The organism is Streptomyces sp. ID05-39B (assembly GCF_033794725.1).
Classification (GTDB): Bacteria; Actinomycetota; Actinomycetes; order Streptomycetales; family Streptomycetaceae; genus Streptomyces; species Streptomyces bobili.
In genome coordinates, this window is the sequence record NZ_JARGEF010000062.1 from 1 (window position 1) to 23665 (window position 23665).

Consider the following 23665-nt stretch of genomic DNA (forward strand, 5'->3'; position numbering starts at 1 on the left):
CCCTCGGCCTGCGCCAGCCGCCCCGCCTCGATGCCAGGACCGTCGTCCCGTACGGTCACGATCACCGCGTCGGGCTCGTCCTCCACCAGGATCCACGCCCGCGCCCGCTCCCCCGCGTGCTCGCGCACATTGTCCAGCGCCGCCCCGACGGCGGCGGCCAGTTCCCGGGCGGCGTCCGGGGCCAGCAGCACCGGGGCGCCGGGCTCGGCGAGGTTGACCCGGGCGGTGGCGAAGGGCGCGAGCAGCGTGCGCAGGTCGACCGGCCCCTGCTCCTCGTCACCTTCGTCCACCGCGAGGACGACGGCTCCGTCGGCGGTGTCCCGCGACACCCGGGAGACCGGGACGAGGCCGCGCGAGACCAGGGTGCGCAGTGCCACCTCCTGCTCGCCGGCCATCCGGCCCAGCTCGGCCGCCTCACCGCCGATGACCGCGCCCCGCCGCTGCACCATCGCCAGCACCTGGAGCACGCTGTCGTGGATGTCCCGGGCCAGCCGCTCCCGTTCACGGGTCGCGGCCTCGATCTCCAGGGCGCGGGCGAGGGTGCGCTCCGAGGCGCGGGCGACCTCGACGACGTAGCCGATGGCGATGGAGGCGACCCAGACGAGGATCACGTTGTGGACGGTGTCGCGGGCCGGGTGGCCGCGCTCGATCAGGTTGGCGACGGCGACCGGCGTGGACGCGAAAGCGGCCCAGCGCCAGCCGCCCTTGATGGCGAACGCCAGGACCGAGCCTGCCGTCCATATCGACGGCAGGGTGGGGCCGCTCTCCTGGATGTGCTGGTCGCTGACGACCAGCGGGGTCAGCAGGATGCCGGTGAGGGCGACAAGGAGGTCGGCGGTGAGGAAACGCTTGGTGCACGCCGTCGCGTTCTGCACGCGGGGCAGGGTGGCGAGCGTCCAGACGCACAGCACCGCGAGGTAGGCGATGGCGATGCCGGGCCGGTCGTAGGAGTCGTAGGTGGTGACGAACAGGCCGACCGCGTACAGCATGGTCAGCACCCGGTAGGCGGTGAGCGCACGCCACAGCGGCAGCTCCACCGACATCCTCATGACTCTCTCGCGCTTCGGCACTTCCCCCGCCCCCCTGAGCCCCGGACCACGGTCCCTAGGGCTCCGTCCTCTCGGACTTCTCCTTCTTCGCCTGGTCCTTCTCGGCCTGTGCGAGGGCCGCCCTCGCGGCCTTCTCCGCTTCCTTGTCGGCCTTCGCCGCGTCCGCGATCTGCCGCTTGGCGGCCGTCGCGTAGATGTCGACGTACTCCTGGCCGGAGAGCTTCATGATCTCGTACATGACTTCGTCGGTCACCGCGCGGAGCACGAAACGGTCGTGTTCCATGCCGTGGTAGCGGCTGAAGTCCAGCGGCCTGCCGATGCGGATGCCGGGCCGCATGATCTTCGGCATCACCTGGCCGGGCGGCTGGATCTTCTCCGTGTCGATCATCGCGACGGGGATCACCGGGGCGCCGGTGGCGAGCGCCACGCGCGCGAGACCGCCCGGTTTGCCGCGGTAGAGCCGGCCGTCGGGCGAGCGGGTGCCCTCCGGATAGATCCCGAACAGCTCACCGCGCTCCAGCACGTCCATGCCGCTCCTGATGGCAGCCTCGCCCGCGCCGCGGGCGCCGGAACGATCCACCGGGAGCTGGCCGACGCCCTTGAAGAAGGCGGCCGTCAGTCGGCCCTTCACACCGGGCGTGGTGAAGTACTCGGCCTTCGCGATGAACGTGACCTTGCGGTCGAGGACCGCGGGGAGGAAGAACGAGTCCGAGAAGGAGAGGTGGTTGCTCGCCAGGATCGCGGGGCCCTCGGCGGGAACGTTCTCCAGGCCCTCCACCCAGGGCCTGAAGATCATCTTCAGCGGCCCCCCGACGGAAACCTTCATCGCGCCGTACAACAACCGAGTGCCTCCTGATAAGTGTCGCTCAGACCTTAACCCGGAGTCGTGGCCAAAGGCCCCGACGACCCTGGTCGGTGTCAGTGCGGTCGCGTACGGTGAACCTCACGCCCCTCCCACCGACCAATCCCCGTCAAAAAGCCTTCTCCCGGGCGACGACCCGGGAAATGACGAAGACAGGAGACCGAAGGTGCCGGTCCTTCCTGGAGCCGAGCCGTACCGCCATGACGGCGGGGAGGTCGGGATCCTCCTCTGTCACGGCTTCACCGGTTCCCCGCAGTCGCTGCGCCCCTGGGCCCGCAACCTGGCCGGGCACGGCCTGACCGTCTCAACCCCCCTGCTCCCGGGACACGGCACGCGCTGGCAGGACCTGGCGCTCACCGGCTGGCCCGACTGGTACGCGGAAGCGGACCGCGAGCTGCGCGCCCTGCGGGAGCGGTGCGCGCGGGTGTTCGTGGCCGGGCTCTCGATGGGCGGCGCCCTTGCCCTGCGGCTCGCCGCGCGGCACGGTGACGCGGTCGAGGGCGTCGTGGTCGTCAACCCGGCGAACAAGGTCCACGGCCTGTCCGCGCCCGCGCTTGCGGTGGCCCGTCATCTCGTCCGTACGGCGAAGGGGGTCGTCGGCGACATCGCCAAGGAGGGGGTCCGGGAGACCGGGTACGACCGGGTGCCGCTGCATTCGGCGCACTCCCTGCGGACCTTCCTGCGCCTCGTCGACGGACAACTGCCTCAGGTCACCCAGCCGCTGCTGCTCCTGCGCAGTGTGCGGGATCATGTGGTGCCGGCCGCCGACGCGGCCAGGATCCTGAGCCGGGTGTCGTCGACGGACGTGACCGAGGTGCTGCTGGAACAGAGTTACCACGTGGCGACGTTGGACCACGACGCGGACCGGATCTTCGAGGAGACTCTCGCTTTCATCGGCCGGCTCGCACCCAGTGTCGGCAAGGAAGGGACGACCGCAGGTGGCTGAGCACGACTCCGACCGCGAGGACCGTGAGGACCGCGAGGACGGCCGCGACCACGAGCCGGAGCAGAGCGTGCCCTTCGACGAGGAGGCCGCCTGGGCGGCGATCGTCGAGGGGTACGGCGACGAGCCTGTGGACCCGCCGGGCGCCAAGCCGTTCAAATCGGTCGAGGACCTGGCGCTCCTCGAAGTGGAGACCAACGACGACGACCCGGTGTCCGGCGCGGCCTCGGGTGCGGTCGCCACGGACGAGCCCGGTGAGGAGAAGCAGCCGGCCAAACCGCTGGGCAGCTCGGTCTCCTTCGCCCCCGGGGTCGGTCCGCGCGACTACTCGCCGGCCGAGCCCGCCGAGACCGACCTCGAGACCGACCTCGACGCGGAGGACGAGGGCCACTTCGTGCCGCCCGAGCCGCCGCCGCTGCCCGATGCCGACACCACCGCCCGGTTCGCCTGGCTCGGGGTGATCGGCGGCCCGATCCTGCTTCTGCTGGCGATCCTGCTCGGCTGGGAGATGTCCTGGTGGCTGACGACGATCTGCGTCGGCGGCTTCCTCGGCGGGTTCGCCACTCTGGTGATGCGCATGAAACCGGACGACGAGGACGACCAGGACCCGGGGCGGGGCGCGGTGGTCTGAGGCTGCCAGGACCCGGGGCGGGGCGCGGACCCTGGGCGGGGCACGGTGGTCCAAGGACTGCCAGGACCCGGGGCAGGACCCTGGGCGGGGCGCGGTGGTCCGAGATCCGCGGCCGCGCCGGCCTCCGTCCGGTGGTCGGAGCCGGCCTGGTCGGAGCCGGGCTCAGGCCGCGGGCACCCGCAGGGCGGCCAGGACCGGCAGGTGGTCCGTGGCCGCCCTCACGTCCGTCTCGGTGATGCCCGGGAGAGCGGTCGGGACCCCGCAGCCCAGTACCTCCACGCCCTTGGTCGCGAGGATCGCGTCGATGCGGCGGTCCGGACGGGCGGGCGGGAAGGTGTTCTCTCCGCCCCAGGGTGCCGTCGTCCGGCAGTCCTGGAGGGCGGCGGTCAGCAGGGTGAAGGTGGGTCCGCCGGGCCGCTCGTTGAGGTCGCCGCCCGCGACCGCGTGCTCGACACCCATCCCGGCCAGCCGGTCGAGGAGCATCCCGCCCTGCTCGTACCGCTCCGCCTCGTCCAGGCTCAGATGACAGCTGAGGACACCGATGCGGGCGCCCCCGAACCGGACGACGGCGGTGGCGAAGCCCCGTCGGTGCTGTCCGGGGGTGAGGGGCAGGAGCACGTCCTCGGTGCGCTCGACGGTCGCCCGCAGCGAGCAGAGGACGGCGGGGCCCGCGGCCGTACCGCCGCCGGAGAGGATGACCTGCCCGGACGCTGCCGCGAGCCGGGCGAGTTTCTTGCGCCAGCGGAAGAAGCGGGGGGCTTCCTGGACGAGGACCAGGTCGGGGGCGCACGCGGTGATCACTCGGGCGAGGGCGTCGGTGTCGTCGCGCATCGACCGGATGTTGTAGCTCAGGACGCGGATCACGGCGGAGCCGTCGGGTTCCGTACGAGGCTCGGGGAGCGGCGGAGACGTCACCATACCGTCACGATACGGGCTGATCACCTGGCAGGGGCAGAGGTCCGGGTTCCCCGCACCGGACGGGTGCGGGGAACCGGAACCTGTGTCAGAGAGCGGCCGTCACATGATCGGGTCGGGCTCGCGGGCCAGGTCGGCCGCGCCGACCAGGCCCGCCTTGTTGCCCAGCTGGGCGGCGACCACGTCGGCCACCGGGCGCCAGTTGCCGCCGACCAGCCACCGCTTGTACGACTTGCGGATCGGGTCGAGGACCAGCTCGCCCTCGTCGGAGAGGCCGCCGCCGACGATGAAGGCGGACGGGTCGAAGAGGGAGGCCAGGTCGGCGAGGCCGGCGCCGGCCCAGCGGGCCAGCTCGCGGTAGGAGTCGACGGCGACCGGGTCTCCCTGGCGGGCGGCCATCGAGATGTGCTTGCCCTCGATGCCGTCGGGGCTGCCGTCACCCAGACCGAGCAGGATCGCGGCGTTCTCCGGGGTGGCGTTGGCGCGCTGCTTGGCGTACCGCACGAGGGCGCGGCCGGAGGCGTACTGCTCCCAGCAGCCCTGGGAGCCGCAGCCGCACAGCAGCCCGTCCGGGACCATGCGGATGTGGCCGAACTCGGCGGCCACGCCGAAGTGCCCGCGGCGCAGCTTGTTGCCGATGATGATGCCGCCGCCGAGGCCGGTGCCGAGCGTGATGCAGATGACGTTGCGGTGGCCCTTGCCGCCGCCGAACTTGTACTCGCCCCAGGCGGCGGCGTTCGCGTCGTTCTCCACGACGACCGGCAGGCCGACGCGGGCCTCGACCTTCTCCTTGAGCGGCTCGTTGCGCCAGTCGATGTTGGGCGCGAAGTAGACCGTCGAGCGCTGGCGGTTGACGTAACCGGCGGCACCGATGCCCACGCCGACGATCTCGTGCCCGGCGCGCGCTCCCTCCACCGCGGAGGCGATGGCGTCCACGATGCCCTCGGGCGTACCCGGGGTCGGCACCTTGAAGGTCGAGAGGATGTTGCCTTCCTCGTCGACCACGCCGGCCGCGATCTTCGTGCCGCCGATGTCGACGCCGATGGTGAGTCCCATGAATCCCTCAGTTTCGGTCGAGCCCCGCTACGGCCAACCGTACCCGAGCGCGCGGGGCCTCCACCGCGCGAGCGCCGGGCGGGGACGCGGGGCGCGAACCGTCAGTCGAGGTCGATGCGCTGGCCGGGGCCGGTGCCCTCGTCGTCGTCGCGGGGGTCGGCCGGGTCCTTGCGGGGATCGGCGGTGCGGGCCGTCCAGCGCCGCTCCTGCTGCTGGACGGCGGAGCGGTAGGCGGCGAGCAGCTCGCCGCCCGCGGCGGCCAGGTGGTCGAAGACGTCCGGATTGCGTTCGATGACCGGTTCGACGGCGGCCTTGGCCTGCTGGACGACCTGGCGCACGGCCTGCTGGGCGGCGGGTCCGGCGACCGCTCCGAGCAAGGGGGACTGGAGGCCGGAGAGCTTGTCGGCGACCGTGTCGAGAAGCCTGCGCAGTTCCTCGGCGGCCGATCCCTGGGGCGTGCCGTGCTCCGCGCGCCGGCGGGCCTTCTCCGCCGCCAGGTCCTCGGCGCAGGCGGTGGACCAGGCGTCGGCGTCGGGGGCGCGAGGTACCTCGTCGACGGTCGGGTGCTCACCGGTGTCCGACGGGGGAAGCTCTTCGCTCATGACGGGCTCCTGACTACGTTTCGTCCCTACGACGTTACCCGAACGGCCGAACGTCCTTCAGCGGGTCCGCGGCCACAGCGCGGGATCCGGCGCGAACCGCACGCGCAGCTCGCCGTCGCGCAGGGCGGCGCCCCGCACGGTGCAGCGGCGCAGGGCGGAGGGCAGCGGGACGATCCGGCGGAACGGCCCGGCGCTGATGACAAGTTCGTCGCCGCGGCGGACGAGGTCCAGCTCGTCGCGCAGGGCGCCGGGCAGCGGCAGGTGCCACACCAGGACGCCGTCCGCGGCGATCCGGTCCTCGACGGGCCACTCGACCGGGGAGAGCGCCGGGTTGACGCCCGGCACGGCGAGCGCGGCGAGGTCGTCGGGGCCGCGGGGGTCCCGGCCGAGGTGGACGACGGTCCGCGCGTCGTCCCACTCCCCCAGGATCTTCTGCTGCTGGGTGTGGAGCCCGGCGAGCCAGTCGCCGCCCCTCTCCTCGGGCAGCACCCGGTTGGCGAGGAGCGACTCGACGGGCAGGCCGCGCAGGGCCAGCCCGAGGCGGGCGTCCCGGACGGCGTCGGCCCCGGCGGGACCCGGCTCGGCGACCAGCCGTACGGCGGTCCTGCGGTCGGCGAGGACGGCCTCGACGGCGGCCAGTTCCATGTCCCAGCGGGCGGTCGTCTCGTACAGCCACTCGGCGGGCATGGGGACGCCGGCCAGGCGGCCCAGTATGGGGCGCAGGGCGCGGGCGGCCTGGCGCTCGGGAGGCAGCAGGCGGCGCAGGTAGCGCCGCAGTTCCTCCGGGAGCGCCAGCAGGGTGAGGGCCTGCGGGGCGGCCGGCAGGTCGACGACGAGGAGTTCGTGGAGATCGGCGCTCTCGGCGAGGGCGGCGTCGCGCAGGGCGCGCAGCAGGGTCAGTTCCTCCGCGCCGGGCAGCGGGGTGACCTCCTCCGGGTCGAGCCGGGAGGCGCCGAGCAGGTCCAGGACGGTGGAGGCACGGTCCTGGAAGGCGGTGAGGTCGTCGCGGAAGCCGGCGGTGGCGTCGGGACGCCAGGCGGTGAGGTTCGGGCCCGCCTTCACCGGCACCGCGCCCGTCGCCACGCCGAGCGCCGCGCCCAGGGTGTCGGTGCGGTCGGCGCTGAGCACGAGGGTCCTCACGCCCTCGCGGGCCGCGCCCAGTGCGGTGGCCGCCGCGACGGTCGTACGGCCGCTGCCGCCCGGGCCGGTGATCAGGAGGGTGCGCATGAGGGTGAACGGTAACGGAAGCCGGGGTTGCGCCCGTTCGACCGGTGGGCGCCGGCCGCCGCCGGTCGGCGGGTGAGGGCTACTTCCCCGACTCGACCCGCTTCTTCAGACCCGCCAGGGCGCGGTCGATGATGACCTTCTCCGCCTTGCGCTTGATCATGCCCAGCATGGGGATCTTGACGTCCACCGTGAGCTGGTAGGTGACCTCGGTGGCGTCCGCCCCGGCCGGCTTCAGGAGGTAGGTGCCGTCCAGCGAGCGCAGCATCTGGGACTTGACCAGCGTCCAGGAGACCTCGTTCTCACCGGTCCAGGTGTACGCCAGCGTCTGGTCGTCCTTGATCGCGCCCGCGTCCATGACCAGCCGCACCTGCTCGGCCCGCCCGCTCGCGTCGGTCGCGAGGACCTCCGCCTCCTTGACCTCGCCGGTCCAGTCCGGGTAGCGGGCGAAGTCGGCGATGACCGCCATGACGTCGGCCGGTGCCGCCTCGATCGTGATGCTCGAGCTGGTGTATTCCGCCATCGCGGTGGCTCCTCCAGATGCGGGCCGGTAGGGAGGGATCCCCCGTGCGCGAGCGTGCGCACGTGTGTGCAGCGTGAAGGCTACCGCGCGCCCGACCAGCCGCCTTCACCGCCGGTGTTCACCACTCCAGGGCCCAGGGCTTTCCGCTGCCGGCGAAGTGGCCGACGTTGACGCATTCGGTGGCCCCGATCCGCATCCGCTGTACGAGCGGCTGATGGACGTGGCCGAAGAGGGAGTAGCGGGGGCGGGTGCGGCGGATGGCGTCCAGGAGGGCCCGGCTGCCGCGTTCGAAACGGCGCGCGACGGTGTCGTAGACGAGTTCGGGCACCTCGGGCGGGATGTGGGTGCACAGGACGTCGACCTCGCCGACGGCCTCGATCTTCGCGGCGTACTCCTCGTCGCCGATCTCGTAGGGGGTGCGCATCGGGGTGCGCAGGCCGCCGCCGACGAAGCCGAAGACCCATCCGCCGATCTCGACCCGCTCGCCGTCGAGCACGGTGGTGCCGGGTCCGGCGAACTCCGGCCACAGGGTCGGCATATCGACATTGCCGTAGGTGGCGTACGTCGGTGTCGGGAACGCGGCGAACATCTCGGCGTACTGCTTGCGCACCGCCTGCTCGATCACCGCTGACCGGTCCGCGCCGACGCCGCCCCACAGCCGGGCGCCCAGCTCGCGGGCCTCCGCGAAGCGGCGGGCCGTGCGCAGCTCGACGATGCGGTCCGCGTTCTCCACGCCGAACAGGTCGGGGAAGATGCCGCGGGAGTGGTCGGCGTAGTCGAGGAAGAGGACGAGGTCACCCAGACAGATCAGCGCGTCCGCGCCGTCTTTGGCCAGGGCCAGATCGCGTGCGTTGCCGTGCACGTCGCTGACCACGTGGATACGTGTTCTGGGGTTTCCGGACGGTGTGGAGGCCATGACGATCAAGGGTAGGCGTGTGCGGCATACGTGAACAGTGGCGACGAAGATAGCGGTTACTGGCCAGTCAGTTAATGGGTGGACTACCGTACGGACTGCAACGCCCATCTGTGTGACGCAGCGAACATCTCGCCGGGACCCCCTGTCGTAGAAGGCATACCGGCGGGTAACGTCCGGGCAGTCCAGTCGTGCTCAGCATTTCAACAACCGATGCGCGAGCACTTGCCCGAGCCTTGGACCGCACCGTCGCAGCACACAACGTCGTGGCGCCGGCGCCCTATGAGGAGCAGCAGTCTTGCGCGAGTTCAGCCTTCCGGCTTTGTACGAGGTCCCCGCGGACGGCAATCTGACCGACATCGTCCGCAGAAACGCCGCGCAGCATCCCGACGTCGCCGTCATCGCCCGCAAGGTCGACGGTGTCTGGCAGGACGTGAGTGCCACGGCCTTCCTGGCCGAGGTCCACGCGGCCGCCAAGGGCCTCATCGCCTCCGGCGTCCAGCCCGGCGACCGGGTCGGCCTGATGTCACGCACCCGCTACGAGTGGACGCTGCTCGACTTCGCGATCTGGTGCGCGGGCGCGGTCACCGTGCCGGTGTACGAGACCAGCTCGGCCGAGCAGGTGCAGTGGATCCTCTCCGACTCGGGCGCGACCGCCTGCGTCGTCGAGCTGGACAACCACAGCGCAGCCGTCGAGTCGGTGCGGGCCACCCTGCCGGCGCTGAAGCACGTGTGGCAGATCGAGGGCGGCGGCGTCGAGGAGCTGCGGCGGCTCGGCACGGACGTCTCCGACGCGGCCGTGGAGGAGCGCAGCTCGCTCGCCAAGGCCGACGACCCGGCCACCATCGTCTACACCTCCGGTACGACCGGCCGGCCCAAGGGCTGTGTGCTCACCCACCGCAGCTTCTTCGCCGAGTGCGGCAACGTGGTGGAGCGGCTGCGCCCGCTGTTCCGCACGGGCGAGTGCAGCGTGCTGCTGTTCCTCCCCCTCGCGCACGTCTTCGGCCGCCTGGTGCAGATCGCCCCGATGATGGCGCCGATCAAGCTGGGCATGGTCCCGGACATCAAGAACCTCACCGACGAACTGGCGTCCTTCCGGCCGACGCTGATCCTCGGCGTGCCGCGCGTGTTCGAGAAGGTCTACAACGCGGCACGGGCCAAGGCGCAGGCGGACGGCAAGGGCGCGATCTTCGACAAGGCGGCGGACGCGGCGATCGCGTACAGCAAGGCGCTGGACTCCCCGTCGGGCCCGTCGATCGGCGTGAAGATCAAGCACAAGGTCTTCGACAAGCTGGTCTACAGCAAGCTGCGCGCGGTGCTCGGCGGCAAGGGCGAGTTCGCGATCTCCGGCGGCGCCCCGCTCGGCGAGCGCCTCGGGCACTTCTTCCGCGGCATCGGCTTCACCGTCCTGGAGGGCTACGGCCTGACGGAGTCCTGTGCGGCGACCGCGTTCAACCCGTGGGACCGGCAGAAGATCGGCACGGTCGGCCAGCCGCTGCCGGGCTCGGTCGTGCGCATCGCGGACGACGGTGAGGTGCTGCTGCACGGCGAGCACCTGTTCAAGGAGTACTGGAACAACCCCGCCGCGACCGCGGAGGCGCTGGCCGACGGCTGGTTCCACACCGGCGACATCGGCACCCTCGACGAGGACGGCTACCTGCGGATCACCGGCCGCAAGAAGGAGATCATCGTCACCGCGGGCGGCAAGAACGTCGCCCCGGCCGTGATCGAGGACCGCATCCGGGCGCACGCGCTGGTCGCGGAGTGCATGGTGGTGGGCGACGGGCGGCCGTTCGTCGGCGCGCTGGTCACCATCGACGAGGAGTTCCTGGGCCGTTGGGCCGCCGACCACGGCAAGCCGGCGGACTCCACCGCGGCGTCGCTGATCGAGGACGCCGACCTGCTGTCCGAGATCCAGTCGGCGATCGACGACGGCAACGCCGCGGTCTCGAAGGCGGAATCGGTGCGGAAGTTCCGCATTCTTCCCTCCCAGTTCACGGAGGACTCGGGTCACCTCACCCCGTCGCTGAAGCTCAAGCGCAACGTCGTGGCGAAGGACTACTCGGCCGAGATCGAAGCGATCTACCAGAAGTAGTACGCGCGGTGTCTCATGGCGCGGTGTCCTCGGCGAGGACCCGCGCCATCGTGCGTTCGGCGAGCGCGGTGATGGTGACGAACGGGTTCACCCCGATCGATCCGGGCACGAGCGAGCCGTCGGTCACGTACAGCCGTGAATAGCCCTTCACCCGGCCGTGGTCGTCGGTCGCCTGTCCCAGCACGCAGCCGCCCAGCGGGTGGTAGGTGAAGGTGTCGCCGAAGACCTTGCCGGCCCCGCCGAACAGGTCGTAGCGGTACATCGTCGCGTTCGCCGCGTTGATCCGGTCGAACAGCTTCTTCGCCATGCCGACGGACACGGCGCTCTGCGCGGCGCTCCAGCCGAGCTTCACCGTCCCCGACGCCCGGTCGTACGTGAACGCCGCCCGCTGCGGGTTCTTGGTGATCGCCAGATAGAGGCTGACCCAGTGCTCCAGGCCCGTCGGCAGCGGGGCGATCTCCGCGAAGACGGGGTTGGCGGTGTTCGCCCAGTCGTCGATACCCATGACCGGCATGGTCGACTGATTGGCGCCGACGGTGTCCCACAGGTGGTTGGCCCGCCCCAGCATCACGTTCCCGTTGGTGCCCCAGCCGGCCCCCACGCGCGGGTCCAGCGCGGGCAGCGTGCCCGTCTCCCGGGCGCGGACGAGGAGTTCGCTGGTGCCGAGGCTGCCGCCGCCGAGGAACAGGTACGTGCAGCCGTACTCCTTGGTCTCGACGACGTTCCCGGTGACGTCGATGCGGTCGGCGGTCACGACGTACGTGCCGTCGGCGGCCCGGCTGATCGCGCGGACCTTCTCCAGGGTGTGGATGGTGACGTTGCCGGTGCCCAGCGCGGAGGCGAGGTACGTCTTGTCGAGGCTGCGCTTGCCCTGGTTGTTGCCGTAGATGACCTCTCCGGCGAGCGCCGACTTCGCCGCCGTGCCGGCCGCCTCGCGCTGCATGTACCCGAAGTCGTAGACGCTGGGCACGAAGGTGGTCTTCAGGCCCGCGTTCTGCGCGTGCTTGCGGGAGACGCGGGTGAACCGGTACCAGTCCGTCGCCTCGAACCAGGCGGGGTCCACGCTGTTGACGCCGAGCATCGCCCTGGCCCGCGGGAAGTACGTGCCGTACATCTCGGCGGCGTCGACGGTCGGGAACTGCTCGGCGAAGTAGGACCGGAGCGGGGTGACCGCCATCCCGCCGTTGACGAGGGAGCCGCCGCCGACCCCGCGGCCCACGAAGACGGACATGTCGGCGAAGTGCACGCGGTCCAGGACGCCGGGGTAGCGGCTGATGTCCCGGTTGACGACGTCCAGCCAGAGGAAGCTGGCCAGCGGGGCCTCGGTGCGGGTGCGGAACCACATGGACCGCTGGTCGGGGGCGCTGGTGGAGCAGAACACCTTGCCGTCGGAGCCGGGGGTGTTCCACAGGCGGCCCATCTCCAGGACGAGGGTGCGGATGCCGGCCTGGCCGAGGCGCAGGGCCGCCACGGCGGCGCCGTAGCCGGAGCCGACGACGATCGCCGGGGCGTTGTCGACCGCGTCGGGCTCGGCGGCTCGGGCGGAGTCGAGGCCTACGCGGGTGAAGCCGAGGGTGGCCGCCGTCTGCAGGGCTGCCATGCCGAGGACTTGACGTCTCGTCAGATGACGATGTATCAGGTTGGGTGTCATGTGGGCAGCATGGGCGGATTATTCGGTTCCGCCTAGTGGCCGCGGGGTCATTGGGGCGCCGTCCGTGAATGCGGCGCTACAGCAGCGTCTTCAGGCTCTCCGCCAGCAGGTCCCAGCGCCACCGTTCCTCCACCCACCGGCGGCCCCGTTCGCCCATCCGGCGGCGGAGTTCGGGGTCGGCGAGGAGGGCGGTGACGCGGTCGGCCGTGTCCTCGGGCGAGGTGCCCCGCACCACCCAGCCGGTCTCGCCGTCCAGCACCGCGTCGGGGGCGCCGCCGGAGTCGCCGGCGACGACGGGCAGGCCGGTCGCGGAGGCTTCCAGGTAGACGATGCCGAGGCCCTCGACGTCGAGTCCGCCCCGGCGGGTGCGGCACGGCATGGCGAAGACGTCCCCGGCGCCGTAGTGGGCGGGCAGCTCCGACCAGGGGACGGAGCCGGTGAAGCGCACCGAGGCGGCGACCCCCCGCTCGTGGGCCAGGCGGCGCAGGTCCTTCTCGTAGGGGCCGCCGCCGACGACGAGCAGCACGGCCTCCGGCTCGGCGGCGAGGATGCGGGGCATGGCCCGGATCAGCGTGTCCTGGCCCTTGCGCGGGACGAGCCGCGAGACGCACACCACCACCGGCCGGTCGGTGAGCCCGAGACGGGCGCGGACCTCGTCGCCGCCTGAGCCGGGGTGGAAGGTCTTCTCGTCGACGCCCGGCGGCAGTTGCACCATGCGGGCGGCGGCCTCGGGGCTCAGCGCGGTGGCGATCCGCGAGCGCGTGTACTCACCGAGGTAGGTGATCGTGTCGGTGGCCTCGCCGATCCGCCCCAGCAGTTGCCGGGCGGCCGGCAGCTGGGCCCAGCCGGCCTCGTGGCCGTGCGTGGTGGCCACCAGCCGGCGGGCGCCGGCCTTCCTGAGCGCGGGCGCCATCAGCCCGAGCGGCGCGGCGGCCCCGAACCACACGGACGTGCACCCGTGCTCGCGCAGCAGGCCCACGGCGCGCCGGGTCGCGCAGGGCGTCGGCAGCAGCACGGTCGTGGAGTCCCGTACGACGGTGAAGGGCTGCTCGGCGTCGAAGGCGGCCGTCGCCTCGGCGCCCTCCCGGCCGCGCTTCCAGGTGGAGGCGTAGACGACGACGCGCTCGGGGTCCAGGCGCAGCGCCATGTTGTGCAGGAACGCCTGGATGCCGCCGGGGCGGGGCGGGAAGTCGTTCGTCACGATCAGGGTCTTGTGCATCGCCGCCGACCCTATCCAAACCCTCCTCACAGCCGCGCCCGGCCGTGCCGCACGGCCCGCGCACAGCCGGGCGGGGGATCATATGATCCGCATACCCTTGCCAAAGTGAACGAACAGGCGCGAACAGGGGCAGAAGTGCAGTTCATGGACGACAGGCTCTCCCCGACGGGCCCGACCGCCCTGGCCGGCCTGACAGGGCTGACAGGGCTGACAGGGCTGACAGGCCTGCTGGGCGCCTGGGCCGTGACCCGGCTCGCGCTGCTGCTCTGCGTGTTCAGGGTCTACGTCTTCCCCGGCCCGGACGTCACCACGGACGTGTCGGTGATCTACCGGGGCTGGTACGACGTGCTGAGCACCGGCACCTTCCCGGTGGACGACGTCACCTGGCAGTACCCGCCCGCCGCCGCCCTCGCGATCCTCTCCCCCGGCCTGCTGCCCTTCCTGGACTACGCGTCGGCCTTCTTCGTCCTGGCCTTCCTCGCCGACCTCGCGGTCCTCGTCCTGCTGCTGCGCGCGGGCCGCTCCCCGCGCGGCGCCCGGGTGTGGGTGGCGGGCGTCCCCCTGCTGGGCCCGACGGTGTACGCCCGCTACGACCTGATGGTGACCGCGGTGGCGGTGGCCGCGCTGCTCGCCGGCGTCCGCCACCCCCGGGTCATGGGCGCGCTGGTCGGTCTGGGGGCGCTGCTGAAGGTGTGGCCGGTACTGCTGCTGACCGGTGCCGTGCGGCGGCGGGCGTGGGGCGCCGCGGCCGTCACCGCCGGCGCGCTGTCCGCCCTGTTCGCGCTGACCGCGCCCGGCGCCTTCGCCTTCCTGTCCGCCCAGCGCGACCGCGGCACCGAGGTGGAGTCACTGGGCGCCCTGGTCTTCCATGTGGCCCGGCACTTCGGCTGGAGCGGCGAGGTGCTGCTCCACTACGGCTCGGTGGAGTTCGTCGGCCCTCACGTGGGCGTGGTGAGCGACGCGGCCCTCGGGCTGACGGTGGCCGCGTTCGGCTGGCTGCTGCTGTGGCGGCTGCGGGCGAGACGGTTCGCGCCGCACACGCTCGCGGACGCCGCCTTCACCGCCGTCCTGCTGTTCACCGTCACGAGCCGGGTGATCAGCCCGCAGTACCTGGTGTGGCTGGTCGGCATGGCCGCCGTCTGCCTCTGCTTCCGGGACAGCAGGATGGGGCCACCGACCGCCCTGGTGCTGGCCGCGTCCCTGGTGACGGTGCTGGAGTTCCCGGTCTGGTTCGGGCATGTCGTCGCGAGCGATCCCCTCGGGCTGGCCCTGCTGTTCCTGCGCAACGCCCTGCTCGCCGCGGCCACGGTCACCGCGGCCGTACGGCTGTGGCACTCGACGGTGCCACGCGCCGGCGCCCCGCCCGCCGACCCCGGTCACCCCACCCGCACCAAGGACACCGCGGCCTCCTCCTGACCTCTCGCCCGCCGCAGCAACAGGCCCACCACCGCGCACTGCACGGCCATCGAGAGCGCCAGCGCCAGGCACACCCCCGGCAGCCCGAGCCCCGACAGGGCGTACGCGAGCGGCAGTTGGACGGCCGTGCCGAGCACGGTCACCCGCAGCAGCACGGGCGCTCCCCCACTGCCCTCGAAGACCCCGCCGAGCGCGATGAATCCCGCCGTCAACAGCAGATACGGGCCCACGCAGCGCAGGAACAGCACGCCCTCCGCCGACACGGCGGGCCCGGCGCCGAAGCCGGCCATGATCCAGGGCGCCGCCGCGGCCAGCAGCAGGGCGGCCACGAGCCCGACGGTCCCGGAGACGAGCACCGCCTGCCGTCCGATCGCCCACCGCTGCCCCGGCCGCCCCGCGCCCAGCGTGTGTGCCGTGTGGATGGAGGCGGCCTGCCGGACGGCGTAGAAGGCCATGGTGGCGACGTACAGGACCTTGTAGGCGATCGCGTACGCGGCCACGGCCGTCACCCCGAGCCGGGCGACGACGGCGACCAGGGCGAGGGCGCCGGCCTGTCGCACGGTGAAGTCGAGGGACATCGGCAGCCCGGTCGTCAGCGTCCGCCGGAGGGCGGCCCCGGTCGTCCCGGCGGCCGGCGCCTCGGCGGCCGACTTCAGCAAGGCGTTGCGGCGCAGCGCGAGAAGGCCCAGCCCGAGGGCGACGCACCGGCACAGCACCGTGCAGGCGGCGGCGCCCGGGACGCCGTACAGGTGGATGAGGAGCGGGTCGAGGGCGAGGATCAGCGTGTTGGCCAGCAGGGCCAGGCGCATCGGGGTGCGGGTGTCGCCGGTGCCCTTGAGGAGGCCGTCGACGAGGTTCTGCGCGAAGAAGACGGCCACGCCCGGCATGGAGATCGCGAAGTAGGCGACGGCTAGGCCGAGCGCGGGCCCGTCGTCGCCGCCGAGGACCAGCCGGGCCAGCGGTTCGCGCAGCAGGAAGCCGCCCCCGGCGACGACGGGCGTGACCGCCGCGCACAGCGCCCAGCCGCCCCGTACGGCCGCGCGCACGACCGACAGGTCGCCTGCGCCGCGGGCGCGCGAGACCAGCACTGTCGTGCCGGAGGCGAAGACGAGGGCGATGCCGAGCAGCACGTTCTCGGCGGTGGTGGCGACCGCGACGGCGGCGACAGCCGGCCCGCCGAGCCGGGAGACCCAGACGGTGTTGATCAGACCGGCGGCGACGGAGGCGAGGAGCGAGAAGTAGACCGGGCGGGCGAGTGCGACGAGCTGCTCGCGGTGGCTGCGCACGGGGATCTCCGTTCCTTCGGTCCTGCGACCTGGCAGGTACCTCTTGTCGAGCTACCTCGTTTCGAGATAGCTCGACAAGAGGTAGCATGAGGCGCCGGTGACGGCAAGAAGAGGCCCCCGACGAGGAGTCCGCACGAAGGAGCCCGCCGATGCTGGAACTGTCGATCCTCGGTTTCCTCGCCGAGCAGCCGCTGCACGGGTACGAGCTGAAGGAACGCATCAAGGCACTCAGCGGCCATGTCCGCCCGGTCAGCGACGGCGCTCTCTACCCGGCGATCACCCGGCTGGTGACGGCCGGCAAGCTCGACCAGCACACCGAGGACGGCGCGAGCGCGGCCCCCCGCCGGGTGCTGTCACTGACGGAGGCCGGCCGCGCGGACCTGCTGGAGCGGCTGCGGCACCCCGCGCCGACCGAGATCACCGACCAGGTCCGCTTCAACACCGTCCTGTCGTTCCTGCGCCACCTGTCCGACCCGCACGAGCAGGCCGCGGTGCTGCGCCGCCGGCTGGACTTCCTTCTGACGCCGTCGAGCTTCTTCTACCGGGAGGGCGACCCCGTACGGGCGGAGGAGGCCGGGGACCTGTTCCGGCAGGGCGTGCTGCGGGTGGCGCGGGCCACGGGCGAGGCCGAACGGGCCTGGCTGGAAGAGGCGATCGCGGCGCTGGAGAAGTGAGAGGCAGCGGCGCCGCTCAGCCCAGTTCGTCGTGGAGGTACCGCTGCCACTGGGCGGTGAAGTCCTCCAGGGCCGTGCCCAGCACGCTCTCCATCGCCCCCTCGACCGCCCCCGGCCGCTTCCCGTGCTCGCCCACGGCCCGGTAGAACGCGTCGAGCTTCTCCTCGCCCCACCGCTCGGCGATCATCCGGCAGGCCGTCCAGCCGCCCTCGTAGGCCCGCGCCAGCCGTGCCGCGTCCCCGGCGAAGCCGAAGTCCCCGTCCGACGGCAGCTCCCCCGGCGCCCGGCCCTCACGGACGGCCTTCTGCAGCTCGGGCGCGGCCTCGTCGGGGGTGCGGCCGGTGCCGCGGTAGCCGACCCAGTCGGCGTACCCCTCCGACAGCCACAGCGGGGTCGCCGCGTTGGTGTCGGAACGGGTGGCCACGTGCGTGGTCTCGTGGGTGAGCACCACCTGCCGGCCGACCGGGCCGAGCATCGCGTAGGCCTCCGGGTTGACGATGACCCGGTCGGCGGGCGCGTCGGGCCCGCCGCCCGTCTCCCCCGTGGTGACCGCGGCGATCCCCCGGTAGGAGGAGGCCGGCGAGCCGAGCAGGGCCGCCATGCCGTCCAGCGACTTCGGTACGAGGACGACGACCTGCCGGGCCCAGTCGGTGCCCCACGCCTGCGAGACCGCGGGGACGGCCCGGTCGGCCAGCCCGGCGAAGCTCCGCAGAAGGGCGCCGGACTGGCCGACGCCGAGGACGAGACTGTGCGTGCCGCGCACGACGGTGACCGTGCCCTGGTCCCAGAGCTGCCGGCCGGCTTCTCGCGCGGGTTCCTCGGAGGCCACGGCCCACCGCCCGGCTCCGTCGCGGGTCAGCCGCAGGGTGCGGGCCACGGTCACCGGCGCCCTGTCGTGGCCCTCGATGCGGTAGCTCAGCTCCGCGTCGGCCGCGACGGCGCCGGACCCCCCGGACCGTACGGCGGTGACCCGGTAGGACCAGGCGGCCAGCGGCACGGCCCGCATCCGGGTGTACGCGGCGGGGTCCCCGGTGGTGGCGTAGGCGGCCCGGTCATGGGCCAGGACGGCGGCGGCCCGCCGGTCCAGCACCCGCTGCACCTCGGCCCTGGCGGTGTCCGTGGCGGGCCGCCCGCCACAGCCCACGAGCGGAACGAGCAACAGCACCGCGAGCCCCACGGCTCCGGATCCGCGCGCCCGCCCTCGACCAGCCATTGCCCCGATCGTACGGTGAGCCGCCCCGGACGGAACCCGCCCGGCGCCCGCCGCACGCCCCGCTCACGGCTCCGCTCAGGGCTCCGCTCAGGGCCTCGTCACCGAGGACACCGGCATCATCCCGACCGGGTCGTAGCGCACGGGCGCACCCGGGTAGGGGGCGTGGATGACCTGGCCGTTGCCCGCGTACATGCCGACATGGCTGGCGTCGGAGCGGTAGGTGACGATGTCACCGGGCCGCGCCTGGGAGAGCGGGACCCGCCGCCCGGCGTGCGCCTGGGCCTGCGAGGTCCGCGGCAGGCCGACCCCGGCCTGTGCGTACGACCACTGCACCAGGCCCGAACAGTCGAAGCCGGTGGGGCCGTTGGCGCCCCAGACGTACGGCCTGCCGAGCGCCGAGCGGGCGGCGGCCAGGGCGGCGCCGGCCCGGCCCGTCGCGGGGGCACCCTCGGGACCGGGCAGGCCGGAGCGGCCGGACCGGGAGGCCCGGTCGTAGGCGGCGCGCTCGACGGACGGCAGGGAGTTCAGCAGCTGCCGCGCCCTGGCGAGCTTCTGCTCGACGGTCCGCTTGTGCTTCTCGACGGCCTCGCGGCTCTTCTCCAGCTCGCCGAGCTTGCGGGTGGCCTCGGTGCGTTCCTGGGCGAGTTCGCGCAGGGCGCCCCGGAGGTCCTTGAGTTCACCGGCCTGCTGGGTGGTGATGCGGTCGAGGACCGAGGCCCTGTCGAGGTAGTCGGCCGGGTCGTCGGAGAACAGCAGCGCCAGGGACGGGTCGAGGCCGCCGGAGCGGTACTGGGCGCCGGCCAGCGAGCCGAGCCGTTCGCGCAGATCGTTGACGCGCTCCTGGGTACGGGCGATCCGGTCCTGGGAGTCGCCGACCTGCCGGCGCAGGGTGCCGGCCCGCTCCCCGGCCTCGTTGAAGGCCTCGGTGGCCTTCTCGGCTGCCTCGTAGAGGCGGTCCACCTCACCCCGGGTGTCCTCCTGCGGGGCGGCCGTGGCCGCCGGTACGGCGGCCGCGACGGCACTGAGGGCTGCTGCCGTGGCCGACAGGACGCACAGGGCGCCCCGGTCGAACCCGGACGGTGCAAGGCGGCGATGGGACCCCACGGGAAGCCGCGCTCCTTCCACTGGCGGACAGAGATGGTCCCCCCGGCACACGTGGCGGGGAAACGCGGCAGACAGTAACCCCGCGACGGGGGGCCCATCAAAGACCTCTGCGGCCACACAACGTGACACCCCGCCTCTGACGCAGGTCATGGGCGGGGTGTGGGGTCAGCTCACGTCGTGGTGATTCGCCCGTTCGGGCGTCACGGTGTCGCGATCGCGCGGATGCTCAGATCCGGACGCCGAACTGGAACGGCATGTTGTTGATCGACTCGTAGCGCACGACCGTGCCGCTGCGCGGGGCGTGCAGCACCTGGCCGTTGCCCGCGTAGAAGGCGACGTGGTGCAGGTCGCCGTAGAAGATCACCAGGTCGCCGACCTTGAGGTCGGACTGGGAGTAGATCCTCGTGCCGGCGTTGGCCTGGTCCTGGGAGATGCGCGGGATGCCGACGCCGGCCTGGGCGAACGCCCAGGAGGTCAGGCCGGAGCAGTCGAAGGAGGACGGGCCGGTGGCGCCGTAGACGTAGGGCGAGCCGATCTTGCTCTGGGCGGCCTGGAAGGCGGCCATCGCACGGCCGGAGGCGGGGCCCGTGTTGCCGAGGTCGACGCGGTCACCGGCGTCGCGGCTGGCGCGGGCGTCGGCGGCGGCCAGGTCGGCCTTCTCCTTCGCCGTCAGCGTGTTGAGGAGCTTCTGCGCCTCGGCCAGCTTGGCCTGGACTTCCGTCTTCTTGTTGCCCAGTTCGGTGCGGGTGGAGGCGAGGTCCTTGAGCTTGCCGGAGGCCTCCGCGCGATCCTGGGCCAGCTCGCGCTGCTTCTCCTGGATCTTCTTCAGCGACTCGACCTGCTGGGCGCTCAACTGGTCGGCGGTGGACGCCTTGTCCAGGTAGTCGTCCGGGTTCGAGGACAGGAACAGCTGGAGGGAGGAGTCGATGCTGCCGGTGCGGTACTGGGCCGCGGCCGCCAGGCCTATGGAGTCGCGCAGCTCGTTCAGCTCGTCCTGGCCGCGGGCGACGTTGTCCTGGATCGTGGAGACCTCCTTCTGGAGCTTCTCCTGCTTCTCCTTGGCCCCGTTGAACTTCTCGGTGGCCTGCTCCGCCTCTTCGTAGAGCTTGTCGACCTTGGACTTGACCTCGTCCTTGCTGGGCTTCTCGCTCGGAGCGGCGTTGGCCGCCTGCGAGCTCAGGGCAACAGCGGCAGCGGCCGCGGTGGTCAGCACGGTCACGCGTGTGCGACTCGGCTGCTTGGGTCGACGGTGGGACGCCACGGAGAGCGAGCTCCTTCTTGTGAGTGATCACTCGTGCGGAGATTCGAAGGCAGACCCTAGTGACCTTCTTGTGATCACTTCAAATCCTGACGCAGAAAAAGTCGGCGACGGACCGCATTCTTTACACACAACCCACATGCAGTGACACGTGATTGACGCTACGTTGCGTGACGATTGCGCCAATTCGGGCATTGGCCCTTTACGTTGACCTTCAGGTCAGTCGCTTCAGGAGCACCGCAGAAGCGACAGGCCGCGCCCCCGCCTTGGCCACCCCGTCGGCCACCTCGCGGTCGGTCGAGGCGACGATGACCGGCCGGCCGGGCGGCTCGGCCCGCACCAGCTGACGGATCAGCTCGTCGGCGGTGATCCCCGGCTTGGAGAACAGCACCCGCACCCCGCGCGGCGGCGCCAGCAGCACCGGCGCCACCAGCTCGGCCCCGTCGAAGACACAGGTGACCTCGGCGCCGGTCTGCGCGGCCAGCGCCGACAGCTGGCCGAGCAGCCGCAGCCGCTGCTTCTCCAACGGCATCTGCGGATAGCCGGTCTTGGTCACGTTGTAGCCGTCGACGACGAGATGTGCCTGCGGCAGGGCCAGCAACTGGTCCAGGATCGCGGGGTCGTTCTCCGACAGCGCGCGGGCGGCGATGTCCTTGGGGGTCATCCGGCCGGGCTCCACCGCGTCGACGGTCTCCGCGGGACGCACCGACACCGGCGGCAACGCCAGTTCCCTGCGCAGCCCCTGGGCCGATTCCAGCAGGGTGTCCAGCAGCAGCCGTACCCTCATGTCCTCGACGCTGCGGTTCTCACGGGCCGCCCGCCGGGTGGCCTCCAGGGCGGCCTCCGCCTCGCCGAGCCGCGCCTTCAGCCGGCGCGACTCGCTCTCGGCCGCGGACACCTGCGCCTGCCCCTCGCTCCGCACGGTGTCCAGCTCGCCGCGGAGCTTGCGCAGCGCGGCCTCACCACGCTTGACGTCACTGAGGGCCGACCGCAGCTTGCGGTGCAGCGACTCGCCCTCCCGCTTCGCCGCGTCCAGTTCGGTGCGCAGCCGCTCGGTCTCGGTCCGGGTCAGTTCCCGGGCCTCGGCGAGCTGCTCGCGCAGCCGCTCCAGCTCCGCGCGGCTCTCCTCGCCGGCCCGCTCGGCGTCCGCCCGCTGGGCCTCCTCGCCGGCCGCGGTGACCAGCTTGACCCAGCCGGTGGGGCGCAGCACATAGGCCGCGGCCGCCACGTCGAGCGGGTCCGCGGCCGGGGGCGGCGGCGAGCCGGAGTCGAGGACACCGGCCAGTTCCGGCTGGGCCTCTCTGAACTTCTCCGCGATGCGCTGCCGGAACAGCGGATCGGTCTCCAGGGCTGCCGCCATCGCGTTGCCCGCGAACTTGGCCCGGCGGTTCGGGGTGAACCGGGCGTACTGCCGCAACTGGGCGGGCAGTTCTACGACGGTCAGACCACCGAAGCCGTCCGAGACGATCTGTACGACCCGGCGGCGCACGCCGTCGGGCAGCGGACGGTCGAGCACCTCGGCGGCGCCGTCGCCCGGCCCCCCGCCCGTGGTCTCCACCATCCGTCACACCCCACTAGCTGTGCGGGACCGGCTCCCTCAGGAGCCGGCGCCCGGCCTGTCCACCAGTTCCACCTGATCCACGGCGTTGCACCAACGGCACCGCACCGACTCGATGGTCTCACTGACCACCTCGCGCTCCTCCACGTTCGCCTCACCGGCGAGGTCGAGGTGAACGTACTCGACGACCTTCGACGAGCGCGTCACGTCGAACCGCGTGAGGTTGCCGCAGAGAGTGCAGCGCCACCGCGTCGTGGCGGTCGGCAGGGGAACCGTCATCGTGACCGTCCGCTTCCTTCTAGTGTCGGTCTTCCGGGACCGGGGTGCGCACAGCGCTCCCCGGAGTATGTGGCTCGTAACCCTACGGCCTGGCGGGTACCCGCCGCCCGTCCGTCCACGGCGGCGAGGCGGTCCGGCCCTGTACGTCCCGTTACGCCATGCTCTGTATCCATGATCAGCGACTGGAGCGGGCCCCTGGGCCGGGCCGTCCGCCACCCCGTGGCCCCGGTGACGTACCTCCTGATGGCCCTGTGCTGCCTGATCTTCGTGATCGGCCCGGCCTCGGGCTTCGGTCCGGTGTACGGCACCGGCGAGGAGCAGGTACTCGCGCAGCGCGCCTATTTCCGCCGCTGGGGCGTGATCCCCGCAGACCTGTTCGAAGGCGGGCCGAGGGCCGCCCTCGCCCCCCTCACCGCCCTGTTCGTCCACGGCAGCTGGGTGCACCTGCTGGGCAACATGCTCTTCCTGTACGTCTTCGGCGCCATGACCGAGCACCGGATGGGCCGCGCCGAGTTCACCCTCTTCTACCTCGGCTGCGGCTCACTGGCCCTGCTGGGCTACGCCGCCGTCAACGCCGGCTCCGAGCAGTCCCTGGTCGGGGCCTCCGGGGCGATCTCGGCGGTCCTCGGCGCGTTCCTGTACCTGTTTCCCCGGGCCCGCGTCACGAGTCTGCTGCCGTTCCTGTTCTTCCTCCCGCTGCGCTTCCCGGCCTGGGTCGTGCTGCCCTTCTGGGCGGCGCTGCAATGGCTGGCGGCGGGACGGGCGGGGTCCGGTCCGGGCGTCGCGTACCTGGCGCACCTCGTGGGCTTCGGGCTGGGGTTCGTCTACGCGTGGGCCCGGTTCACCCGGCCCACTAGAGTAATGACCAGCCCAGCTCCGGCCCCCGAGGGAGAGAACCAGCCGTGATCACCGCGATCGTCCTCATCAAGACCAGCGTGGACCGGATCCCCGAGATCGCCGAGTCGATCGCCTCGCTGGAGTCCGTGAGCGAGGTGTTCTCCGTGACCGGCACCTACGACCTGATCGCCATGGTGCGGGTGCGCCGGCACGAGGATCTCGCCGAGATGATCCCGGGGCGGATCAGCAAGATCCCGGGCGTGGAGGCGACGGACACGCACGTGGCGTTCCGTACGTACTCGCAGCACGACCTGGAGGCGGCCTTCGCGATCGGCCTGGACTCCTGACCACCGCCCC

General features: G+C 72.3%; 23 protein-coding genes. 7 read left to right on the top strand and 16 right to left on the bottom strand.

Going from position 1 to position 23665, the window contains the following annotated elements:
• Together macS and P1P75_RS16105 are read right to left on the bottom strand one after the other, a co-directional pair.
• Positions 1-1070, bottom strand: a 1070-nt coding sequence (gene macS, locus P1P75_RS16100; protein ID WP_319255776.1) for a MacS family sensor histidine kinase, incomplete at its 3' end; no start/stop codon positions are given.
• 34 nt (positions 1071-1104) lie between these two features.
• Positions 1105-1875: a 1-acyl-sn-glycerol-3-phosphate acyltransferase gene (locus P1P75_RS16105; RefSeq protein WP_086768228.1), complete on the bottom strand. Its 771-nt coding sequence runs from the start codon at positions 1873-1875 to the stop codon at positions 1105-1107.
• A 202-nt stretch (positions 1876-2077) separates the two neighbouring features.
• Here P1P75_RS16105 and P1P75_RS16110 point away from each other — a divergent pair, with 202 nt between their 5' ends.
• Both P1P75_RS16110 and P1P75_RS16115 read left to right on the top strand, forming a co-directional pair.
• Entirely contained in the window at positions 2078-2857 is a 780-nt protein-coding gene (locus P1P75_RS16110; RefSeq protein ID WP_319255778.1) for an alpha/beta fold hydrolase, read from the top strand.
• A complete protein-coding gene (locus P1P75_RS16115; RefSeq protein WP_319255779.1) occupies positions 2850-3485 on the top strand; it encodes a hypothetical protein in 636 nt (211 codons plus the stop codon). Before P1P75_RS16110 ends, P1P75_RS16115 begins: the two co-directional genes overlap by 8 nt.
• Positions 3486-3647: 162 nt before the next feature.
• On the opposite strand, the gene P1P75_RS16120 is transcribed toward P1P75_RS16115, so the two are convergent.
• From P1P75_RS16120 to P1P75_RS16145, 6 genes are all read right to left on the bottom strand, one after another.
• The gene (locus P1P75_RS16120; RefSeq protein WP_319255781.1) at positions 3648-4403 is read right to left on the bottom strand and encodes an endonuclease/exonuclease/phosphatase family protein; all 756 of its coding nucleotides are present in this window, start codon (positions 4401-4403) and stop codon (positions 3648-3650) included.
• A gap of 99 nt (positions 4404-4502) precedes the next feature.
• Positions 4503-5456, bottom strand: a complete 954-nt coding sequence (locus tag P1P75_RS16125) for an ROK family glucokinase (RefSeq protein ID WP_319255783.1) — start codon at positions 5454-5456, stop codon at positions 4503-4505.
• A 101-nt stretch (positions 5457-5557) separates the two neighbouring features.
• Positions 5558-6058, bottom strand: a complete 501-nt coding sequence (locus P1P75_RS16130; RefSeq protein WP_319255785.1) for a DUF5304 domain-containing protein — start codon at positions 6056-6058, stop codon at positions 5558-5560.
• A gap of 57 nt (positions 6059-6115) precedes the next feature.
• Entirely contained in the window at positions 6116-7285 is a 1170-nt protein-coding gene (locus P1P75_RS16135; protein WP_319255786.1) for an ArsA-related P-loop ATPase, read from the bottom strand.
• Between the two features lie 79 nt (positions 7286-7364).
• Positions 7365-7805, bottom strand: a complete 441-nt coding sequence (locus tag P1P75_RS16140) for an SRPBCC family protein (RefSeq protein WP_319255788.1) — start codon at positions 7803-7805, stop codon at positions 7365-7367.
• A gap of 118 nt (positions 7806-7923) precedes the next feature.
• Positions 7924-8679, bottom strand: a complete 756-nt coding sequence (locus P1P75_RS16145) for a metallophosphoesterase (RefSeq protein WP_319255824.1) — start codon at positions 8677-8679, stop codon at positions 7924-7926.
• Between the two features lie 337 nt (positions 8680-9016).
• Here P1P75_RS16145 and P1P75_RS16150 point away from each other — a divergent pair, with 337 nt between their 5' ends.
• Complete coding sequence (locus tag P1P75_RS16150) at positions 9017-10813, top strand: AMP-dependent synthetase/ligase (protein ID WP_319255790.1); 1797 nt, start codon at positions 9017-9019, stop codon at positions 10811-10813.
• A 13-nt stretch (positions 10814-10826) separates the two neighbouring features.
• Here the strand turns inward: P1P75_RS16150 and P1P75_RS16155 are convergent, their stop codons facing one another.
• Together P1P75_RS16155 and P1P75_RS16160 are read right to left on the bottom strand one after the other, a co-directional pair.
• Positions 10827-12413, bottom strand: a complete 1587-nt coding sequence (locus P1P75_RS16155) for a GMC oxidoreductase (protein WP_319255792.1) — start codon at positions 12411-12413, stop codon at positions 10827-10829.
• Between the two features lie 127 nt (positions 12414-12540).
• The gene (locus tag P1P75_RS16160) at positions 12541-13683 is read right to left on the bottom strand and encodes a glycosyltransferase family 4 protein (protein WP_319255794.1); all 1143 of its coding nucleotides are present in this window, start codon (positions 13681-13683) and stop codon (positions 12541-12543) included.
• Between the two features lie 144 nt (positions 13684-13827).
• On the opposite strand from P1P75_RS16160, the gene P1P75_RS16165 reads away from it, so the two are divergent.
• Entirely contained in the window at positions 13828-15099 is a 1272-nt protein-coding gene (locus P1P75_RS16165) for a glycosyltransferase family 87 protein (protein ID WP_319255795.1), read from the top strand.
• Here P1P75_RS16165 and P1P75_RS16170 read toward each other — a convergent pair.
• A complete protein-coding gene (locus P1P75_RS16170) occupies positions 15060-16385 on the bottom strand; it encodes an MATE family efflux transporter (RefSeq protein ID WP_319255797.1) in 1326 nt (441 codons plus the stop codon). The genes P1P75_RS16165 and P1P75_RS16170 overlap by 40 nt on opposite strands.
• A gap of 149 nt (positions 16386-16534) precedes the next feature.
• Between P1P75_RS16170 and P1P75_RS16175 the strand changes: the two genes are divergently transcribed.
• Entirely contained in the window at positions 16535-17059 is a 525-nt protein-coding gene (locus tag P1P75_RS16175) for a PadR family transcriptional regulator (protein WP_319255799.1), read from the top strand.
• A 16-nt stretch (positions 17060-17075) separates the two neighbouring features.
• Here the strand turns inward: P1P75_RS16175 and P1P75_RS16180 are convergent, their stop codons facing one another.
• From P1P75_RS16180 to P1P75_RS16200, 5 genes are all read right to left on the bottom strand, one after another.
• Positions 17076-18272: a hypothetical protein gene (locus P1P75_RS16180; RefSeq protein ID WP_319255801.1), complete on the bottom strand. Its 1197-nt coding sequence runs from the start codon at positions 18270-18272 to the stop codon at positions 17076-17078.
• Positions 18273-18359: 87 nt separating this feature from the next.
• Complete coding sequence (locus tag P1P75_RS16185) at positions 18360-19376, bottom strand: NlpC/P60 family protein (RefSeq protein WP_319255803.1); 1017 nt, start codon at positions 19374-19376, stop codon at positions 18360-18362.
• A 226-nt stretch (positions 19377-19602) separates the two neighbouring features.
• Entirely contained in the window at positions 19603-20637 is a 1035-nt protein-coding gene (locus P1P75_RS16190) for an NlpC/P60 family protein (RefSeq protein ID WP_319255805.1), read from the bottom strand.
• A 211-nt stretch (positions 20638-20848) separates the two neighbouring features.
• The gene (locus tag P1P75_RS16195; RefSeq protein WP_319255807.1) at positions 20849-22195 is read right to left on the bottom strand and encodes an NYN domain-containing protein; all 1347 of its coding nucleotides are present in this window, start codon (positions 22193-22195) and stop codon (positions 20849-20851) included.
• Between the two features lie 36 nt (positions 22196-22231).
• Positions 22232-22471 carry a hypothetical protein gene (locus tag P1P75_RS16200; protein ID WP_086768194.1) on the bottom strand — a complete coding sequence of 80 codons (240 nt, stop codon included), beginning with the start codon at positions 22469-22471 and terminating at the stop codon, positions 22232-22234.
• A 171-nt stretch (positions 22472-22642) separates the two neighbouring features.
• Between P1P75_RS16200 and P1P75_RS16205 the strand changes: the two genes are divergently transcribed.
• Entirely contained in the window at positions 22643-23377 is a 735-nt protein-coding gene (locus tag P1P75_RS16205) for a rhomboid family intramembrane serine protease (protein WP_319255809.1), read from the top strand.
• Positions 23374-23655, top strand: coding sequence for an Lrp/AsnC family transcriptional regulator (locus P1P75_RS16210; RefSeq protein WP_086768190.1), 282 nt, complete (start codon positions 23374-23376; stop codon positions 23653-23655). The genes P1P75_RS16205 and P1P75_RS16210 overlap by 4 nt, the downstream gene beginning before the upstream one ends.
• Positions 23656-23665 lie beyond the last annotated feature (10 nt).

What these genes read in the sequence shown, in the direction of transcription:
- P1P75_RS16140 (WP_319255788.1), bottom strand. Translation starts at nt 7,805, where the DNA reads ATGGCGGAATACACCAGCTCGAGCATCACGATCGAGGCGGCACCGGCC.
- P1P75_RS16160 (WP_319255794.1), bottom strand. Translation starts at nt 13,683, where the DNA reads ATGCACAAGACCCTGATCGTGACGAACGACTTCCCGCCCCGCCCCGGC.
- P1P75_RS16180 (WP_319255801.1), bottom strand. Translation starts at nt 18,272, where the DNA reads ATGGCTGGTCGAGGGCGGGCGCGCGGATCCGGAGCCGTGGGGCTCGCG.
- P1P75_RS16135 (WP_319255786.1), bottom strand. Translation starts at nt 7,285, where the DNA reads ATGCGCACCCTCCTGATCACCGGCCCGGGCGGCAGCGGCCGTACGACC.
- P1P75_RS16155 (WP_319255792.1), bottom strand. Translation starts at nt 12,413, where the DNA reads ATGGCAGCCCTGCAGACGGCGGCCACCCTCGGCTTCACCCGCGTAGGC.
- P1P75_RS16125 (WP_319255783.1), bottom strand. Translation starts at nt 5,456, where the DNA reads ATGGGACTCACCATCGGCGTCGACATCGGCGGCACGAAGATCGCGGCC.
- P1P75_RS16105 (WP_086768228.1), bottom strand. Translation starts at nt 1,875, where the DNA reads ATGAAGGTTTCCGTCGGGGGGCCGCTGAAGATGATCTTCAGGCCCTGG.
- P1P75_RS16175 (WP_319255799.1), top strand. Translation starts at nt 16,535, where the DNA reads ATGCTGGAACTGTCGATCCTCGGTTTCCTCGCCGAGCAGCCGCTGCAC.
- P1P75_RS16130 (WP_319255785.1), bottom strand. Translation starts at nt 6,058, where the DNA reads ATGAGCGAAGAGCTTCCCCCGTCGGACACCGGTGAGCACCCGACCGTC.
- P1P75_RS16205 (WP_319255809.1), top strand. Translation starts at nt 22,643, where the DNA reads ATGATCAGCGACTGGAGCGGGCCCCTGGGCCGGGCCGTCCGCCACCCC.
- P1P75_RS16120 (WP_319255781.1), bottom strand. Translation starts at nt 4,403, where the DNA reads ATGGTGACGTCTCCGCCGCTCCCCGAGCCTCGTACGGAACCCGACGGC.
- P1P75_RS16200 (WP_086768194.1), bottom strand. Translation starts at nt 22,471, where the DNA reads ATGACGGTTCCCCTGCCGACCGCCACGACGCGGTGGCGCTGCACTCTC.
- P1P75_RS16165 (WP_319255795.1), top strand. Translation starts at nt 13,828, where the DNA reads ATGGACGACAGGCTCTCCCCGACGGGCCCGACCGCCCTGGCCGGCCTG.
- P1P75_RS16195 (WP_319255807.1), bottom strand. Translation starts at nt 22,195, where the DNA reads ATGGTGGAGACCACGGGCGGGGGGCCGGGCGACGGCGCCGCCGAGGTG.